The 16,512-nt window shown below is 73.3% G+C and carries 12 protein-coding genes; 5 read left to right on the top strand and 7 right to left on the bottom strand.

From position 1 onward, the window contains the following. From ACWDSL_RS44820 to ACWDSL_RS44810, 3 genes are all read left to right on the top strand, one after another. The coding region (locus tag ACWDSL_RS44820) for a glycosylhydrolase-like jelly roll fold domain-containing protein (RefSeq protein WP_450494391.1) at window positions 1-951 on the top strand (951 nt) is incomplete at its 5' end. Window positions 952-1,063: 112 nt separating this feature from the next. Further along, window positions 1,064-4,363, top strand: a complete 3,300-nt coding sequence (locus tag ACWDSL_RS44815) for a family 78 glycoside hydrolase catalytic domain (RefSeq protein WP_450494390.1) — start codon at window positions 1,064-1,066, stop codon at window positions 4,361-4,363. Between the two features lie 11 nt (window positions 4,364-4,374). Further along, window positions 4,375-7,320 carry a glycosyl hydrolase gene (locus ACWDSL_RS44810; protein WP_450494388.1) on the top strand — a complete coding sequence of 982 codons (2,946 nt, stop codon included), beginning with the start codon at window positions 4,375-4,377 and terminating at the stop codon, window positions 7,318-7,320. Window positions 7,321-7,353: 33 nt separating this feature from the next. On the opposite strand, the gene ACWDSL_RS44805 is transcribed toward ACWDSL_RS44810, so the two are convergent. Beyond that, window positions 7,354-8,517: a PP2C family protein-serine/threonine phosphatase gene (locus ACWDSL_RS44805; RefSeq protein ID WP_450494386.1), complete on the bottom strand. Its 1,164-nt coding sequence runs from the start codon at window positions 8,515-8,517 to the stop codon at window positions 7,354-7,356. Window positions 8,518-8,667: 150 nt separating this feature from the next. Here ACWDSL_RS44805 and ACWDSL_RS44800 point away from each other — a divergent pair, with 150 nt between their 5' ends. Then, window positions 8,668-9,456: an Fpg/Nei family DNA glycosylase gene (locus ACWDSL_RS44800; protein WP_450494384.1), complete on the top strand. Its 789-nt coding sequence runs from the start codon at window positions 8,668-8,670 to the stop codon at window positions 9,454-9,456. A 43-nt stretch (window positions 9,457-9,499) separates the two neighbouring features. Here the strand turns inward: ACWDSL_RS44800 and ACWDSL_RS44795 are convergent, their stop codons facing one another. The 6 genes from ACWDSL_RS44795 to ACWDSL_RS44770 all read right to left on the bottom strand — a co-directional run bounded on the left by ACWDSL_RS44795 (window position 9,500) and on the right by ACWDSL_RS44770 (window position 15,865). Beyond that, window positions 9,500-11,260: a transglycosylase domain-containing protein gene (locus tag ACWDSL_RS44795; protein ID WP_450494382.1), complete on the bottom strand. Its 1,761-nt coding sequence runs from the start codon at window positions 11,258-11,260 to the stop codon at window positions 9,500-9,502. A 226-nt stretch (window positions 11,261-11,486) separates the two neighbouring features. Next, a complete protein-coding gene (locus ACWDSL_RS44790; RefSeq protein WP_450494380.1) occupies window positions 11,487-12,776 on the bottom strand; it encodes a sensor histidine kinase in 1,290 nt (429 codons plus the stop codon). A gap of 2 nt (window positions 12,777-12,778) precedes the next feature. Then, window positions 12,779-13,570 (bottom strand): two-component system response regulator CseB, encoded by a 792-nt coding sequence (gene cseB / locus ACWDSL_RS44785; RefSeq protein WP_450494378.1) that lies wholly within the window; start codon window positions 13,568-13,570, stop codon window positions 12,779-12,781. Further along, complete coding sequence (locus ACWDSL_RS44780; protein WP_450494376.1) at window positions 13,567-14,280, bottom strand: hypothetical protein; 714 nt, start codon at window positions 14,278-14,280, stop codon at window positions 13,567-13,569. The genes cseB and ACWDSL_RS44780 overlap by 4 nt, the downstream gene beginning before the upstream one ends. Before the next feature lie 65 nt (window positions 14,281-14,345). Beyond that, window positions 14,346-15,320 (bottom strand): CU044_5270 family protein, encoded by a 975-nt coding sequence (locus ACWDSL_RS44775; RefSeq protein WP_450494374.1) that lies wholly within the window; start codon window positions 15,318-15,320, stop codon window positions 14,346-14,348. Next, on the bottom strand, window positions 15,317-15,865 hold the full coding sequence (locus ACWDSL_RS44770; protein WP_450494372.1) for an RNA polymerase sigma factor: 549 nt from the start codon (window positions 15,863-15,865) through the stop codon (window positions 15,317-15,319). The genes ACWDSL_RS44775 and ACWDSL_RS44770 overlap by 4 nt, the downstream gene beginning before the upstream one ends. Before the next feature lie 105 nt (window positions 15,866-15,970). Here ACWDSL_RS44770 and ACWDSL_RS44765 point away from each other — a divergent pair. Further along, window positions 15,971-16,512: cbb3-type cytochrome c oxidase subunit I (locus ACWDSL_RS44765; protein ID WP_450494371.1), on the top strand; the 542-nt coding region annotated here is incomplete at its 3' end.

The following is a 16,512-nucleotide window of genomic DNA, read 5'->3' as shown; positions in this document are numbered from 1 at the left end:
CGCCGGGTCGGCCGGGGCCGTGCCGTACGGGTCGCGGACCCCGCCGGTCTCGGCGAGGCGGCCCGTACCGCGGGCGCCGCGGCGGCCGTGCTCGATCCCCCCGCCGCCTCGGTGCTGGTGCTGCGCACCACCTCAGGCCGGGACACGGCCTTCCTGGTCAACAACGAGAGCGCGGAAACCGTCGTCACCGACGCGGTGTTCCCGGCCGGCGGGGCACCGGAGCTGCGCGACCCGGCCACCGGCACGGTCACCCCCGCCCCCGTCCACGACGCGGCCGGCCGGCCCGGCGCCGAGGCCACCCGGGTGCCGCTGCGCCTGCGCCCGTACGAGACGCTGGCCGTGGTGTTCCGCGCGGGCGCCGCGCCCCGCCCCCATCTGACCCGGGCGGACCTCCCGGTCACCGCCGTGACCGTCAAAAGCAACCAACTGCTGGCGAAGGCGCTGGCCGACGCCCCCGGCCGGTACGTGTTCACCGGCACCGACGGGCGCCACGCCTACGGTGGCGAGGCCGAGGTCACCGATCCGCTGCGGGCGATTCCGCTGGACGGCGACTGGACGGTGACCCTGGAGCGGGACGGTGCCGAGCCCGTCGTACGGCCGCTCGGCAGCTGGACCGACCTGGACCCGCGCTTCTCCGGCAGCGCCACGTACACCAAGGACATCACCCTCACCCGGGCGGACCTGGACGGCCGCCGCATCCATCTCGACCTCGGCGAGGTGCGCGAGGTGGCCCGGGTGACGGTGGGCGGCGCCGCGCTGCCGCCCGCGCTGTGGGCCCCGTACACCGTGGACGTCACCGACCAGCTGCGCCCCGGCGTCAACACCATCGCCGTCCGCGTCGCCAACACCCTCGCCAACGAGCGCGGCAAGGCGCTGCCGTCCGGGCTGCTGGGGCCGGTGGCGCTGCGCCCGGTGCGCCCGGTGACGGTCCGGCTCATCCGCACCGCGTGACCCGGGCGCGGGCGCGGACCGACTCGCGCCCGCCTGATGCCCGTTTCGCGTTCGAGCGTGCCCGACTTCCGCCCGTTTCCCTGCCGGGCCCCCGACCCCTTATGGAGAGCCCATGGACCGAACCCTCCGACCTCCGCGGCCACCGCTGCTCCGCAGGCCTCTGGCCCGACTCGCCACCACCGCCCTCGCGGCCCTCGCCGCCCTGGCCACCACCCTGCCCTCGGCCGCCCCCGCCGAGGCGAGCGAGGCCGGGCGCCCCACCGCGCTGCGCACCGGGGCTCTGCGGCAGGCGCTCGGCATCGACGACACCACGCCCGAGCTCAGCTGGCGGCCGACCACCACCGGCCGGGACACCGTGCAGCGCGCCTACCGCGTACAGGCCGCCACCAGCGCGGCCCGACTCGACGCGGGCCGCCCCGACCTGTGGGACTCGGGCAAGGTCGGCTCCGCCGCGCCGCGGACCGGCTACGCGGGCGACCGGCTCGGGCCGCGCACCCGGGTGTACTGGCGGGTCAAGGTGTGGGCCGGCGGCGGCGCGGGCCGGGCGTCCGGCTGGAGCGCCCCGTCCGCCTTCGAGACCGGGCTGACCTCGCCGAAGGACTGGTCCGCGCAGTGGATCGGCCACCCCGACTGGCAGCTGAGCGACCGTCGGGTCACGCCCGTGGTCGTCGATCTGCCCAAGACCACCGCCCGCTATGTACGGCTCGACGTCACCCGGCTCGGACTGCCGCTCGCCGAAGGCGACTTCCCCGCCCTCACCCGTCGGCTCCAGCTGGCCGAGGTCGAGGTGCGCGACTCCGCCGACCCCGAAGGACCCGACCTCGCCAAGGGCGCGGCGGTCACCGCCTCGGAGAGCAACACCGTACGCAAGACCTGGGAGCCCGCCCTCGCCGTGGACGGGCTCACCAACAGCGGGGCGCAGACCGCCGCCGGATACGCGAGCAAACCGCACCCCGACGCCGATGTGTCCGCCACGCCGATCACCCTCACCCTGGACCTCAAGCAGACCGCCCGCTTCGACCGGGTGCTGCTCTACCCGCGCGCCGACGTCCTCACCGCCGACGGCCGGGTGCCGGGCTTCCCCGTCGACTACACCGTCGGCACCGCGGACGCGGCCACCGGCCCGTTCACCGAGGCCGCCCGCGTCAGCGGGCAGACGCCGCCCGAGACGTATCTCCCGGCCGGACTCCCGCTGTTCGCCAAGGACTTCACCGTCCCGAAGGACATCCGCTCCGCCCGCCTGTACGTGACCGGCCTCGGCGTGTACGACGCGCGGATCAACGGCCGCCCGGTGGGCGACGCCGTACTGGAGCCCGCCAACACCGACTTCGCCGACCGTGTGCAGTACGCCACGTACGACGTGACCAAACGGCTGCGGCGCGGCGCCAACACCATCGGCGTCGAACTGGGCAACGGCATGGCCAACGTCGTGAGCACCGCCGACCGCTACCGCAAGCTCTACGGCAACCTCAGCGACCCCAAGCTGCTCGCTCAGCTGGAGATCACCCTCGCCGACGGCACCGTCCGGCGCATCGCCAGCGGCCCCGACTGGCGCACCACGCTCGGCCCCACCACCTCCTCCAACTGGTACGGGGGAGAGGACTACGACGCCCGCCGGGAGCTCCCGAACTGGGACCGGCCCGGCGGGGACCGCACCGGATGGCGCGCCGCCACCTCCGTCGCCGCGCCCGGAACCGCCACCGACCCGGCCCAGGTCAGCGCCCGCGAGACCGAGCCGATCCGGGTGACCGAGACGTTGAAGGGCACCGAGGTCGCGAACTCCCCGCAGGGCAGCCGGGTGTTCGACCTCGGGCGCAACATCGCCGGATGGCCCGAGATCACCGTGCGCGCGCCCGAGGGCACCGCGGTACGCGTCTACCCGGCCGAGAGCCTCAAGGACGGCCACGCCCACCAGTCCATCAGCAACGTCGGCGCGCCGCTGTGGGACAGCTACACCACGGCCGGCACCGCACAGCGGACCTGGCATCCGCGCTTCAGCTACCACGGCTTCCGCTATCTGGAGCTCAAGGGCCTGCCCGAGGGCGCCGAGGTGTCCGTACGCGGCCTCGTCCTGCACACCGACAACGCCTCGGCGGGGGAGTTCAGCAGTGGAAGCGAGCTGCTGAACGGCATCCACTCGCTCATCCGGGGCGCCGTCCAGGGCAACATGATGAGCGTCCTCACCGACTGCCCCAGCCGCGAAAAGCTCGGCTGGCTGGAGCAGGACCAGCTGGTCTTCCCCGCCCTGGCCGCCAACTACGACATGCAGTCCCAGCTCCGCAAGATCGTGCGGGACATGGCCGACGCACAGACCCCGGACGGCCTGATCCCCAGCACCGTGCCGGACTACACCCTGCTGCCGGGTGCCTACCGTAACGACGCCAACTGGGGCGGGGCGTTCGTCCTCGTCCCCTGGCAGCTCTACACCACCTACGGCGACCAGGAGACGCTGCGCACCTACTACCCGAGGATGAAGGAGTACGCGGCCTTCCTCGAACGACAGGTCGCCGACGGCATCCTCGACTACGGCCTGGGCGACTGGATCACCCCCGACCGCACCTTCCCGCGCGCCGTCGCGGGCACCTACGGCTACTGGCGGGTGGTCGACGCGCTCGGCCGGATCGCCGGAGTGCTCGGCGAGCGCGAGGACGCCGCCGCGTACCGGGAGAAGGCCGACGCCTCCGTCGCCGCCCTGTCCGCGAAGTACTACGACGCCACCACCGGCACCTTCGGCGGTGGCGGACACGGCGCGGAAGCGCTCGCACTGGACATGGGCGCCGTGCCCGACGGCCAGCGGCAGCGGCTGCTCGACCACTTCGTGCACAGCGTCGAGCAGGCCGGCGACCACCTGGTGCTCGGCGAGATCTCGCTGCCCGCCGCCTTCCGGGTGCTCTCCGCCGCCGGGCGCGACGACGTGGTCTACCGGATCGCCACCAGGACCGAAAGCCCGAGCTACGGCTACCAGGTCCAGCACGGCAACACCACGCTCGGCGAGACCTGGGACGGCGGCTCCGGCCAGTCCCAGAACCACTTCATGCTCGGCGTGATCGACGGCTGGTTCACCGGCTCCCTCGCCGGGATCCGGCAGACCGACGACTCGATCGGCTACCGCAGGCTGCTCTTCGCGCCCGCCGTCGTCGGCGATCTGACCTCGGCGGCGGCCTCGTACACCACGCCGTACGGCCCCGCCCGCAGCTCCTGGCGGCGCGACGGCTCCGCGTACCGGCTGACCGTGACGGTGCCCGCCGGGACCACCGCCGAGGTGCGGGTGCCCGCCACCTCCGGAGCCGTGGGCGCGCCTGACGGGGCGCGGCCGCTGCGCACGGACGACGGAGTGCGGGTGTACGAGGTGCCCTCCGGGACCTGGACCTTCACCTCCGTATACGAGCCGCCGACCGGGACAGACGCATGAGGGACAGACGCATGAGAGACAACAGAGGCGGCCCGCGCCGCCGGACGCTGCTCGGCCTCACCGCCGCGGCCGGGGCGGCTGCGGTCCTCCCGACGACCGCAGCCGTGGCGCGTGGCAAGGCGTCACGGCCCGGCTTCGCCGCTGCCTTCGCCTCGGCCGGCCGCGCCGTGCGGCCCAGGTTCCGCTGGTGGTGGCCGGACGGCCTGGTGGACCCGGCCGAGCTCGTCCGGGAGGTCGACCAGATCGCCGACGCCGGATTCGGCGGGGTGGAGATCGCGGCCGTCACCCACAGCCTGAGCGAACCGATCGACGCCGAGCGCTACGGCTGGGGGACCGCGGCCTGGGTCGCCGGTCTGGAGAGCGCCCTGCGCCAGGCCGACCGGCGCGGCCTCACCGTCGATGTCACCATCGGCCCCGCCTGGCCCGCCGCCGTGCCCACCGTCACCCCGGACAGCGAGGCGGCGGCCTCGGAGCTGGCCCACGGCCTGAACACCTTCCAGGGTTCCTACGCGGGCCCGGTGCCGCCGCCGGTGGTGCCGGCGGGCGAGGGTGTGACCGACCGGCGGCTGCTGTGGGTGCAGGCGGCCCGGATCGGCACGGCCGCCGCGGCCCCGGCGCCGCTGCAGCTGGACCGGGACTCGGTGACCGACCTGACCGCGCTGGTCCGCGACGGGGAGCTGCGGTGGACCGCGCCCGACGACGGGCAGTGGGCGCTGATCTCGTACTGGGAGCGCGGCTCCGGGCAGCGGCCCGAGGGCCCTGCCCACACCGCCCCGCTCGCCTATGTCGTCGACCACTTCAGCGCCGCCGGCACCCGCGCGGTCACCGACTTCTGGGAGCGCCGCATCCTCACCCGCCGGGTCCGCGAACTGCTGCGCCGGGCCGGGGGCGCGCTGTTCGAGGACTCCCTGGAGATCGAGACCGACGCCACTTTGTGGACCCCCGGCCTGGCGGACGAGTTCGAGCGGCGCATCGGCCACCCCCTGCTGCCGTATCTGGCCGCGGTGATCGAGAAGGACGAGAAGTACGTCTTCGCCTTCGATGCCGCCACCAACAAGGCGGTGCGCCGCGACTATATGCAGGTCATCACCGATCTGTATCTGGAACACCACCTGCTGCCGCTGCGCGACTGGGCCCATTCGCTGGGCCTCGCCCTGCGCGTCCAGCCGTACGGCCTGGAGACCGACGCGATCCACAGCGCCTCGCTCCTGGACATCCCCGAAGGCGAATCGCTCGGCTTCAAGAATCTCGACGACTTCCGCTGTCTGGCCGGTGGCCGGGACATGGGGGGCGGGCGGGTGCTGTCCAACGAGGCGGGCGCCACGGCGGGCGGTGCGTACGCCACCACCTGGGACGCCACGCTGCGCAAGCTGGTCACCCAGTACTGCGCGGGCGTCAACCAGGCGGTGCTGCACGGCTTCGGCTACGCGACCGCGCCCGGCGCCGCCTGGCCGGGCTTCGCCGCCTTCTCTCCGTATCACGGCGGCCCCGGATACGGCGAGGCGTGGGGGCCGCGCACCCCGGCCTGGCGCCATGTGTCCGACGTGGCCGGCTACCTCGGCCGGATCCAGGGCGTGCTCCAGTCCGGCACCCACCGGGTCGACGTGGCCGTGCTGCGCCAGAAGGGGTACGCGGGCTCCGGGCTCGGCGCGCCCTGGTTCACCCCGGACGGGGTGCCGCTCGGCTGGACGCACACCTTCCTCAGCCCGCGCTCGCTCGGCCTGCCGAGCGCCGTGGTGCGGGGCGGGCGGCTGGCGCCCGACGGGCCCGCCTTCAAGGTCCTGGTGCTGGAGGGCGACGTCATGATCGGGCGTGAGCACACCCTGGAGCTGGAATGCGCCCGCAGGCTGATCGAACTGGCCGAGGACGGCCTGCCGATGATCGTGGTGGGGGACTGGTCGGACGGGCATGTGCCCGGGCTGCCGCACGAGGGCGACGCCGACAACAACCAGTTGCGTGCCCTGATCACCCGGCTGCTCGCCGTCCCCGGGGTGCGGTGCGTCGCCGACCGGCCCGATATCCCCACGGCCCTGGCCGACCTGGGCATCGAGCCCGACGTGGCGTACGCGGCGCGCTCGCCGCTGCTGCACGCCCACCGGGCGGGGCGCGACGTGGCCTACCACTTCTTCGCCAACGGCTCGGCGACCGCGGCGGTGGACCACGAGGTGGCCATCGCCGCGCCGTGGGCCAAGGCCACCCCGTACGCGCTCGACGCCTGGACCGGCGAGGTGGCGCCCCTCGCCGTCCACCGCGACGAGGGCGGCCGGGTCACGCTGCGGATCACCCTGGCGCCCGGGGCCACCGCCCTGGTCGCGCTCGCGCGCGGCGCCGGGCCGCTCCATGCGCTGAGCACCGACGCCGAGTCGGCGCGGATCGCCGACGGTGTGCTGGAGGTGCTCGACACCCGGCCCGGCGCCCGCGAGACCGTGCTGAGCGACGGCCGGAAGGTCGTCGCGCGCATCGGCGAGCTGCCCGCGCCGCTCACCTTGGACCGCTGGTCGCTGCGGGTGGCCGACTGGCGTCCCGGCCGCACGCCCGACCGCCATGTCACGGTGGACCACCGGCTGGACCTCGACGCACTCGCGGCCTGGCCGGACGTGCCCGGTCTGGAGGACGTCTCCGGCGTCGGGCGCTACCGCGCCACCGTACGGCTGGGGCGCGGCTGGACCGGAGCCACCGGCGCCCGGCTGGAGCTCGGGGAGGTCTTCGACACCTACCGGGTCACCGTCAACGGCACCGCGCTGGGTCCGGTGGACCAGGTCACGGGCGTCGTGGACCTCGGGGGCCTGCTGCGGCGCGGGGAGAACACGATCGAGGTCGAGGTGGCCACCACGCTGCTGAACCGGCTGCGGACCGTCCGCCCGGCGGAGTTCGGGGCGGCGAAGCGGCAGCGGTACGGCCTGATCGGGCCGGTCCGCCTGGTGCCGTACGGACGGGCGGTGGTGCCCGCCGACTGAGCCGCCGACGGAGCCTTCCGCTGACCCGCCGGCCTACGGGTCGTCGGGCAGGACGATCCCGGGGGCCGTATCGGTCCGTTCGATGAGGATCATCGCCGCGTCGTCGGTCAGATGCCCGTCGGCGTGCCGGACCAGCGCCTGGCGCAGCCGGTCCAGATACTCCTCCGGGGTGGCGCCGTCCAGTATCTCCAGGGTCTCCGGCAGCGGGAAGAACTCGTGGGAGCGGTTGCGCGCCTCCAGCACCCCGTCGGTGTGCAGCAGCAGCCGCTCGCCCGCGGTGAACGGGTAGCTCTCGGTGGCGATGGGCGGGCCGGTGAGGAACTCCTCCAGGCCGAGCGGGGGCAGCGGGCGGGTGGGGTCGAGGGTCCGTACGCAGCCGCCCTGGACGATCAGCGGCGGCGGATGGCCGCGGTTGATCAGCTGGATCGTCGCATCGTCCGGCACCTGCGCCAGCAGTACGGTGACGAACTGCTCGGCCTGCTCCTCCCAGTGCCGCGGATCGGCCGTCCGGTCGAGCAGCGCGTACTCCCGCTGGAGCGCGGCCGCGCAGCGGTGCATGACCTCGGCCAGGTCGTGTTCGTAGTGCACCGCCTCGCGGAAGGCGCCCAGCACCGCGGCGGCCGACCGCACGGCCGCCAGCCCCTTGCCCCGTACGTCCCCGACGATCAGACGCACCCCGAACCGGGTGGTCATCGCCTCGTAGAGGTCGCCGCCGATCTGCGCGCCCCGCTCGGCCGCCAGATACACGCTGGCGGCCATCACCATGCCCATCCGGGTGGGCAGCGGCCGCAGCACCACGTTCTGCGAGACCTCGGCGATCCGCCGCACCTGCGTCAGCTCACGCGTTCTGCGGACCCGTACGGCGCTGCTCACCACGCTCGCGATCGCCACCAGCAGCAGCGCGGCCATGTTCGCGTACACCTGCTGGGTGCCCCAGGCGTGGTTGACCGTCGCGGTGGTCGAGCTCACCAGCAGGGCGAGACCGGCCACGGCGCTGGTGCCCAGCGGCCCCATGGTCACCGCGGCCAGCGCCGGGGCCGGGGACAGCAGCGGGCCCGTGTACACCGTGTGCACCGGTGACAGCTCGATCGTGACCACGGCCACCAGGGCCACGAAGGGCAGGCACCGGGCAATCACGAAGAGCTTACGGCTGTGGCCGTTGGCTCCTCGGTCCGCTGAAGAGCGGAGGAATCGCATAACCGGCTACTTTAATCTGATTACGGCACATTCAGGCGTTAACGGGTGGTAAAAGCAGTGAATCATGGGAGGCGGGTGGTGTGCGGCGGCTCCGTGTCATGTCCTGCGTCTTGAGGGGTGTGGTCGGCCATTCGGGCGTAATGTAGCGCTATGCCTGAACTGCCGGATGTGGAGGGTTTTCGGCGGGTTTTGGCCTCCTGTGCGGAGGGCCGCCGGGTGGAGGGCGTCGAGGTGGGCGACGCCGGGGTGCTGCGCGGGGTGACATCTCAGCGGCTGCGGCGGGAGCTGACCGGCCGCCGCTTCGACGCACCTGAGCGGCATGGCAAATGGCTGATCGCCCGCACCGACGGTCCCACCGTACTCCTGCACTTCGGGATGACCGGAGATCTGACGTGCCATGTGCACGGCGACCCGCCCCATCCGCACGACCGCGTCACCATCGTCCTCGACGACGGCCATGACCTCCGCTACCGGGACCAGCGCAAGCTGCGCGGTCTGTGGCTGGCCGCCACCGACGCCGACCTCGACCGGATCATGGGCGACCAGGGCCCGGACGCGCTGTCCGTGAGCCGCGCCGAACTCGACAAACGGCTGGCTGGGCGGCACGGACGGGTCAAGGCGACCCTCACCGACCAGTCCGTCGTCGCCGGGCTCGGCAATCTCCTCGGCGACGAGATCCTGTGGCGCGCCGGCATCAACCCGGCGCGGCGGACCGACGAGCTGACCCCCGAGGAACGCGCCCGGCTGGAGCGCGCGATGCGCGGTGTGCTGCTCACCTCGGTCCAGGCCGGGCACGTGCCCACCAGCCCCTCCTGGCTCACCGGCCGCCGCGACGACCCCGACCCGCACTGCCCGCGGTGCGGCAGCCCGCTGCGGCGCAGCCGGATGGCCGGGCGGACCACCGCCTGGTGCCCGCACTGCCAGCCGGGCGGGACATGACGGGTGGGTCATGACCCGCCCGGCCGGCAGTGCGGGCACGGGATCAGCGCCGGAACACCGGATCCGGCTCCGCCACCGCGGGCAATGCCTCCCCCAGGTCGAACCCCGACGCGGGCGTGGAGCGCAGCGCCTCCCGCGTATAGGTGCTCCAGACCTTCTCGGGTACCTCCGTCCCGGTGTCCTTCAGCCGGATCTGCTTCCGGCTCTTCGCGCCCTCCCCGAAGAAGGCGACCGTCGTGACCAGGTCGGGGGTGTAGCCGACGTACCAGGACGCCTTCTTGTCGTCGGAGGTGCCGGAGATGCCCGCGGCGGGCCGGGCGAGGGAGCGCGCCGCCCGTGGTCCCTCGTCGTTCCCCACGAGGCCGGCGGTGAGGAAGTCGGCGGTCATACGGGTGACCGCCCGGTCGCCGACGGCTCCCGGCGGCCCGGCCGTCTCGTCACCGCGCCGCGCGGACTTCACGACGGTCGGCGTGACGCGCTTGCCGTGGCTGTCGATCGTGGCGTAAACCCCGGCCATCCGCAGCGGACTCGCGCCCGTCAGGCCCAGCGTGACCGTCGTCGGATCGGTGAGGCCGGTGGTGTCCGGGGGCAGGCCGAGGGCCACCGCGATGTCCTTCACCTCCGTCCGGCCGCCCTTTCGCCCCTGCTTGTTCTCCATCGCGGTGGCGGTCACCAGCGGCCGGAAGACGGGACCCACCTGGTAGTCGGCGCGGGTGGCGTTGCTGAGGTAGTGCTTGGTGTAGTCCCGGCCGCCGTACAGCGCCAGCACCCGGCCGCTCCCGGGGTCCACCGAGGCCGCCGCGCCCTGTGTGTCCGCGTCGCGCAGCGCCGGTTTCATCGCGCGCTCCAGGGCCCGCTGCTTGTCCGGGTCGATGTTGAGGGTGATCGTCCAGCCGCCCGCGGCCAGCTCCTGGTCACTGACCCCGACCGCGATGAGTTCGTTCCGTGCCGCGTCCACCAGATAACCGGCCTGTCCGCCCAGGCCCCGGGCGGGCTGCGGGGCGACCGGCACCGGGAAGCGCAGGGCCCGCCGCTCGCCCGCGTCCAGCCGGCCCATGTCGACCATGTTGTCCAGGACGTAGTTCCAGCGCCGGATCACCAGCCGCTGCGCCGTGGGGGTCGCGACCGCCCAGTCGTACTGGCTGGGGGCCTGCACCAGCGCCGCGAGATAGGCGCCCTCGGCGACCGTCAGTTTCTCGACGTCCTTGTCGTAGTACGCCCGGGCCGCGGCCTGGACGCCATAGGCCACCCGCCCGAAGTAGCTGGTGTTCAGATAGCCCGCGAGGATGTCGTCCTTGGAGTTCCGCTGGTCCACCTTGAGGGAGATGATCAGCTCCTTCACCTTGCGGGTGACGGTCTGCTCCTGGCTGAGGTAGTAGTTCTTGACGTACTGCTGGGTGATCGTCGAGCCGCCCTGGGTGCCCTTCCCGGTCACGGTGTTGACCAGGCCCCGCACGACGCCGACCGGATCGATGCCCGGGTCGTCGTAGAAGGTCTTGTTCTCGGCCGCGACAAACGCGTGCTGCACGGCTTTGGGCACCCTGCTCAAGGGGACCGACTCGCGGTTGATGTCGCCCGTGCGGGCCAGCACCGTTCCGTCGCTGAACTTGTAGACGTTGGCCTCGGCCTTCGCCAGGGCGTTGGCCTTGGGGATGTCGATGAGGTAGTAGAGGAGCGCGAAGGCCCCGACCAGCAGCGCGCACAGCGCGACGAAGTAGGCCAGGATCTTCCGCCAGGTGAAGAAGCGCCGCAGACCGGTCCGCTTGACCCCGCCCTTCCCTCGCGGCCCCTTTCCCCGTTTCACTCTCCTTCTCGTGCGGACCCCGGGCGTCTCCTCGTGGGCCGCCGCACCGTCCGGCTCGCGCCGAGTGCGTAACGCCAAACGCGGACCTGTCATACCGGGAGCACCTCCGTCGAGCCCCGCGAGATATTCGCGGGCGGCGCCATCCTCGACAGCGAAGATCTTCAAAACCGCAAAGCCCGGTATCGGCCCCGGCTCGGCCGGGCCTCGAATACCGCTCGGCGGTGTATCAGTCGTGTATCGGTGCGCGTAGTGGTGCCGCTTCGGGGCCGGCGGGGAGGCGCAGCGTGGCCACCGCCCCGCCGTCCGGTGCGTTGCGGAAGGCCAGCTCGGCGCCGATGACCTCCGCCTGGCCAAGCGCGATGGTCAGCCCCAGGCCGTGGCCCCGGCCGCGCTCCCGCGCCCCGGTACGGAACCGCTGCGGACCGTCCCGCAGCAGGTCGTCCGGGTAGCCGGGGCCGTGGTCGCGTACGGTCACGGTCCTGCGGTCCGGGTCCACCGTCACCTCGACCGGGGCGCGGCCGTGCCGATGGGCGTTGACGACCAGATTGGCCATGATCCGCTCCATCCGCCGCGGGTCGGTCCACACCGCCGGCCCGTCGTCCCCGACGCCCTCCTCCGTACCTTGACCGGTCGCTTCCCGGCCGCTGCCCAGCCGTACGTCCAGGGCGGTGCGGGCGACGGCCTCGGCCACCAGGAGCCCGAGCGGACAGGGCGACAGATCGGCCCGCTCCGCGCCGGCGTCCAGCCGGGAGATCTCCAGCAGGTCCTCGACCAGCGTGCTCAGCACCCGTACCCGGTCCCGTACATACCCGGCGGCCTCGCCCGGCGGCAGCAGTTCGGCGGCGGTCACCAGACCCATCAGCGGAGTGCGCAGCTCATGCGCCACATCGGCGGTGAACCGCTGCTCGCGGAGCAGCCGTTCCTGGAGCGCGGCCGCCATCGAGTCCACGGCCCCGGAGATCTCGGCGATCTCGTCGTGCGGGCGGGCACCGGCCGAGATACGGGCGTCCAGGTCACCGGCGGCGATCCGGCGCGCGGTCGCCGCCGCGGCGCGCAGCCGCCGGCTCATCCGCCCGGCGGTCACCACGCCGAGCGGCAGCACCACGGCGGTGGCGATCAGACCGGCCAGCACGATGTTGGTGTCGAGCGCGCTGATGTCCCGCATCGAGGTGTCCAGGTCCACGCGGACCGACAGGACCTGGCCGTCGGCGGGTCTGGCGGCCCACATCGCGGGCCCACCGGGCCCGGAGGTGAACTCGGTGCCCCGGTGCCCCTTGCGCACCAGGGAGCGCAGCCCGCCGGGGAGCCCGGGCGCGTCCAGTGCGGCCCCGGAGCCCTCGACCTCGCCGGTGCGGGCGTAGCTGACGGCGGCCCGCTCCAGCGTGGTGCGGGCGGTGTCCCGCGCCTGCGACAGCTCGCGCTCCTGTGAGGCGCGGTGCACCAGTACGCCGACCGCCGCGGCCACCGCACAGGCGGCCGCCGCCACCAGAGCGGCTATCCGCCATCTCAGCGCCATCGTCAGCGCCGCAGCTTGTAGCCGAAGCCGCGGACCGTCTCGATCCGTTCCGCGCCTATCTTCGTCCGCAGCCGCTGGACATGGAGGTCGACCACGCGGGTGTCCCCGTGCCAGGCGTGGTCCCACACCCGGCTGAGCAGCGTACGGCGCTCCAGTACGACGCCGGGGGAGGCCGCGAACTCCAGCAGCATCCGCAGCTCGGTCGGGGTCAGGGCCAGGAGCCGGCCCGCGCGGCGCACCTCCATCCCGCGGGGGTCGATGGTCAGATCGCCGAAGGCGAGCGTCGCCGGCTCGTCCTCCTCGGCCGTCTCCCACTCCGCTCCGCCGGGCGCGCTCCGCTGGACGGGGGCGAAGGAGGCGCGCCGCAGCAGGGAGCGGATACGGGCCACCAGCACCGCGCTCTCACACGGCTTGACCACATAGTCGTCGGCCCCCGCCTCCAGGCCGGAGACCACGTCCAGGGCGTCGCCGCGGGCGGACATCATCAGAATCGGGGCCAGGCTCAGCTCGCGCACCCTGCGGCACAGCCCGATGCCGTCCAGTTCGGGGAGCATGACGTCCAGCAGCAGCAGATCGGGCCGGCGCTCGCGGAAGAGCTCCAGACCGGTGAGGCCGTCCGCCGCGGTGGACACGGTGAAGCCGTACCGCTCCAGGAGCATCCGGACCGTATTGCGGATCACCTCGTCGTCCTCGACGAGGAGAAGGTGGGCCTCGGTGGCGGGGCCGGGCGCGACCGGGCCCGGTACGACGGGGCCCGGTTCGGCGGCCGCGGGCGGCGGGAAAGCGGCGGTCATGGCGTCCTCTTCGGCTTGGCGGACTCGGCCGGCACACCGCCGGGGACGGTTTCCGCAGCACCCTGCGGATCGGGGGCGCCGCGCGGTGTGACGGCGGTCATGACCTCGCCGTTCCAGCGGAAGCGCACGGTGAACCGGCCGTCGTCGCCGGTCGACGTGATGATCAGGTCACGGCCGTACGTCTCGCCGGTGACGCCCAGCTGGCCCCAGTAGATCAGCACCGGTCTGACGGTCCGGCCCGTCGCCCGGTACACCTGGACCAGCGTCCGCTGGAACTTGGGCAGATCGACCGCGGCCACCAGCTCGTCCCGGCCGTCACCGGTCAGATCCCGCAGTACCGGCTTGCGCAGCGGGCAGCGGGTGTCCGGACACCCGGTCAGTGACTCCTGGATCACCTTCGGCACATTGGGGTCCCGGTCCAGCAGCCGCTTGGGGGACAGCCCCGCCAGCCCGTCGGCGGGCGCGGACACGCCCTCGACGGGCAGATAGCGGACGAAGCCGGGGGCGGGCCGGACCCGTTCGGGCGTGGGTGGCGGCGTGAAGCCGGGCCACAGCGGTACGGCGCTGGTGGGCGGGGACAGCCGGGGCGCGGTGCCGTCGTCCTGGGCACCGGTCCCCGACGCGCAGCCCGCGATGCCCACGGCCGCGCCGGCGGCGACGAGAGCGGGTAACAGGAGCCGCGCCCGCCGCTGTGAGGGAGAGGAGTGCATAGGCCGATCACCCTATGACACCCTTGTGCCGCACGGATGTTGTGCGGCTGCGTCGACGTGGGCGCCTACGACAACCAGGCCGTGTACGAGAACACATCGCCCGCCTTGAGCCGGTACTCGGGGTCGTCGCGGGCGCAGGTCTCCTCCATGTCGAGCACCCTTCCGTCGTCCGGGTCGAGGACGACCATCTGCTGCAACCCGGCGGTGGTGCGTACGAACGCCTGCCCCTCCCGGCCCATCCGGTCGGTGACCCGGCCGGCCGGGCGCAGGTCGGCGTCACGGGAGAGCAGGGTGGCCAGGTTCGCGATCTCACGCGGACCGGGAGTCCACACCCGGAGGAAGTCCTGGACCGCGCCCAGCAGTTCGTCCGGGTCGCGGTCCGCGCCCGGGTGCCAGACGGCGAGATAGTCGCGCAGCGCGGCGGCGCCGGCCGGCGGCGGCGGCTCGAAGTAGCTCTGGTTCGCGCCGTCGATGCCCGGCGGGTAGCTCTCCCGGCGCACCACCTTGCCGTCGTGGACCGTACGGGGCGGATAGCCGTCGTCGATGACCGGGCGGCCCGGGTGGCGGGGGTCGGTGGCGACCACGAGCAGCGAGCCGCTGCCGTCCGCGTTCCAGCGGGTCAGCGTCTCCTGGGGGACCGTCACCGCGTCCTTGCCCGACTCCAGGCCCATCGCCCAGTCCTGGACATGGCTGCCGCGCACCGACTTCCCGGGCTCGGCGGCCGCCGCGGCCCGGGCCCGGCGGGCGATCTCCACGAGCGATACATCGGCGGCGGTGGCGTGCGGCCGCAGCGCCACCGGGGCGGCCACGGCCGGGGAGGAGGCCGGGCCCGAGACGGTCAGGGCGATGGCGGCCACCGCCCCCGCCGTCGCCGTGGCCACGCCCATGACGACCCGCCGTACGGTACGGCGGCGCCGGGCCCCGGACACCAGCTGCCGCAGCCGCCGCTCGCCCTCGAAGTCCAGCGGCCGGTCCCGCCAGCGCTCGGTGTCGGCGGGGACGGGGTCGGCGCCGCGGAGCAGGTCGAGTTCGTCGGTCATTTCCGTTCATCCTTCGTGCTCGTCCGCGCCGGTACCGGGACGGCCCCGCGCACCGTGTCGATCTGCGCCCGCAGCCGCTGCCGGGCCCGGTGCAGCCGCATGGCCGCGGCCGACCGGCCGCACCCCAGGACGGTGGCCAGCTCCTCGACGGTCAGCTCCTCCCACGCCGTCAGCTTCAGCACCTCCTGGTCGGCCTCGGTGAGCCGGTCCAGCGCCTCCAGCACCCAGGAGCCCGGCTGCTCGGCGTCCGGGCTCGGCACGGTGCGCCGACCTCCCGTCACCTCGTGATGGCCGAGCTTGGCGAGCAGCCTGCGGTACCGGCCGCGCCCGCGTACGGCGTTGGCCAGGCAGTTGCGCGCGACCCCGTACAGCCAGGGCAAGGGTGATTCGGGCAGCTCGCGGCGGCGCCGCCAGGCGACGGCGAACACCTCCGCGACGACCTCCTCGACCTCGCTCGGCCGGTCGTCCAGCCGTCGGGCCACGAAGCGGCTCACCGCCCAGTAATGCTCACGGTAGGCGGTGTCGAAGGCTTCGTCGGGGCTCATGCCCGGTAGGTGTCCGGCATGCCTTCGATCATCACACCCCCGTGAAGTTTTCTTTTTTCCGCCTCCCCTGTGACGGTCGGGAGGGGTGCCGGACACCTAGCGGGCATGAGTAACAACAGTGTTGTCGCGGCACCGGCGCCCCTGCCCACGCGCCGCCCGAGCCCCGGTTCCGCGGCCGTACGGTGGCTGACGACCACCGACCACAAGACGATCGGGACGCTCTACCTCGTCACGTCGTTCGCGTTCTTCTGCATCGGCGGGATCCTGGCGCTGTTCATGCGCGCCGAGCTGGCCCGCCCGGGCCACCAGATCATGTCGAACGAACAGTTCAACCAGGCGTTCACGATGCATGGCACGATCATGCTGCTGATGTTCGCCACACCGCTGTTCGCCGGCTTCGCGAACTGGATCATGCCGCTGCAGATCGGCGCGCCCGATGTGGCGTTCCCGCGGCTGAACATGTTCGCCTACTGGCTGTACCTGTTCGGCTCGCTGATCGCCGTGGGCGGGTTCCTCACCCCGCAGGGCGCGGCCGACTTCGGCTGGTTCGCCTACTCGCCGCTGTCGGACGCGGTCCGCTCGCCGGGTGTGGGCGCCGATATGTGGATCATGGGTCTGGCCTTCTCCGGCTTCGGCACGATCCTCGG

This window comes from Streptomyces sp. NPDC000941, assembly GCF_053599555.1.
Note: the sequence above shows the minus strand (reverse complement) of the source record. Positions and strands in the feature narration are given on the sequence as shown.

Excerpts from the sequence above, each read along its gene's own strand:
- ACWDSL_RS44775 (WP_450494374.1), bottom strand. The coding sequence starts at position 15,320 with ATGACCGACGAACTCGACCTGCTCCGCGGCGCCGACCCCGTCCCCGCC.
- ACWDSL_RS44780 (WP_450494376.1), bottom strand. The coding sequence starts at position 14,280 with ATGCACTCCTCTCCCTCACAGCGGCGGGCGCGGCTCCTGTTACCCGCT.
- cseB (WP_450494378.1), bottom strand. The coding sequence starts at position 13,570 with ATGACCGCCGCTTTCCCGCCGCCCGCGGCCGCCGAACCGGGCCCCGTC.
- ACWDSL_RS44770 (WP_450494372.1), bottom strand. The coding sequence starts at position 15,865 with ATGAGCCCCGACGAAGCCTTCGACACCGCCTACCGTGAGCATTACTGG.
- ACWDSL_RS44815 (WP_450494390.1), top strand. The coding sequence starts at position 1,064 with ATGGACCGAACCCTCCGACCTCCGCGGCCACCGCTGCTCCGCAGGCCT.
- ACWDSL_RS44790 (WP_450494380.1), bottom strand. The coding sequence starts at position 12,776 with ATGGCGCTGAGATGGCGGATAGCCGCTCTGGTGGCGGCGGCCGCCTGT.
- ACWDSL_RS44810 (WP_450494388.1), top strand. The coding sequence starts at position 4,375 with ATGAGAGACAACAGAGGCGGCCCGCGCCGCCGGACGCTGCTCGGCCTC.
- ACWDSL_RS44805 (WP_450494386.1), bottom strand. The coding sequence starts at position 8,517 with ATGCGATTCCTCCGCTCTTCAGCGGACCGAGGAGCCAACGGCCACAGC.
- ACWDSL_RS44800 (WP_450494384.1), top strand. The coding sequence starts at position 8,668 with ATGCCTGAACTGCCGGATGTGGAGGGTTTTCGGCGGGTTTTGGCCTCC.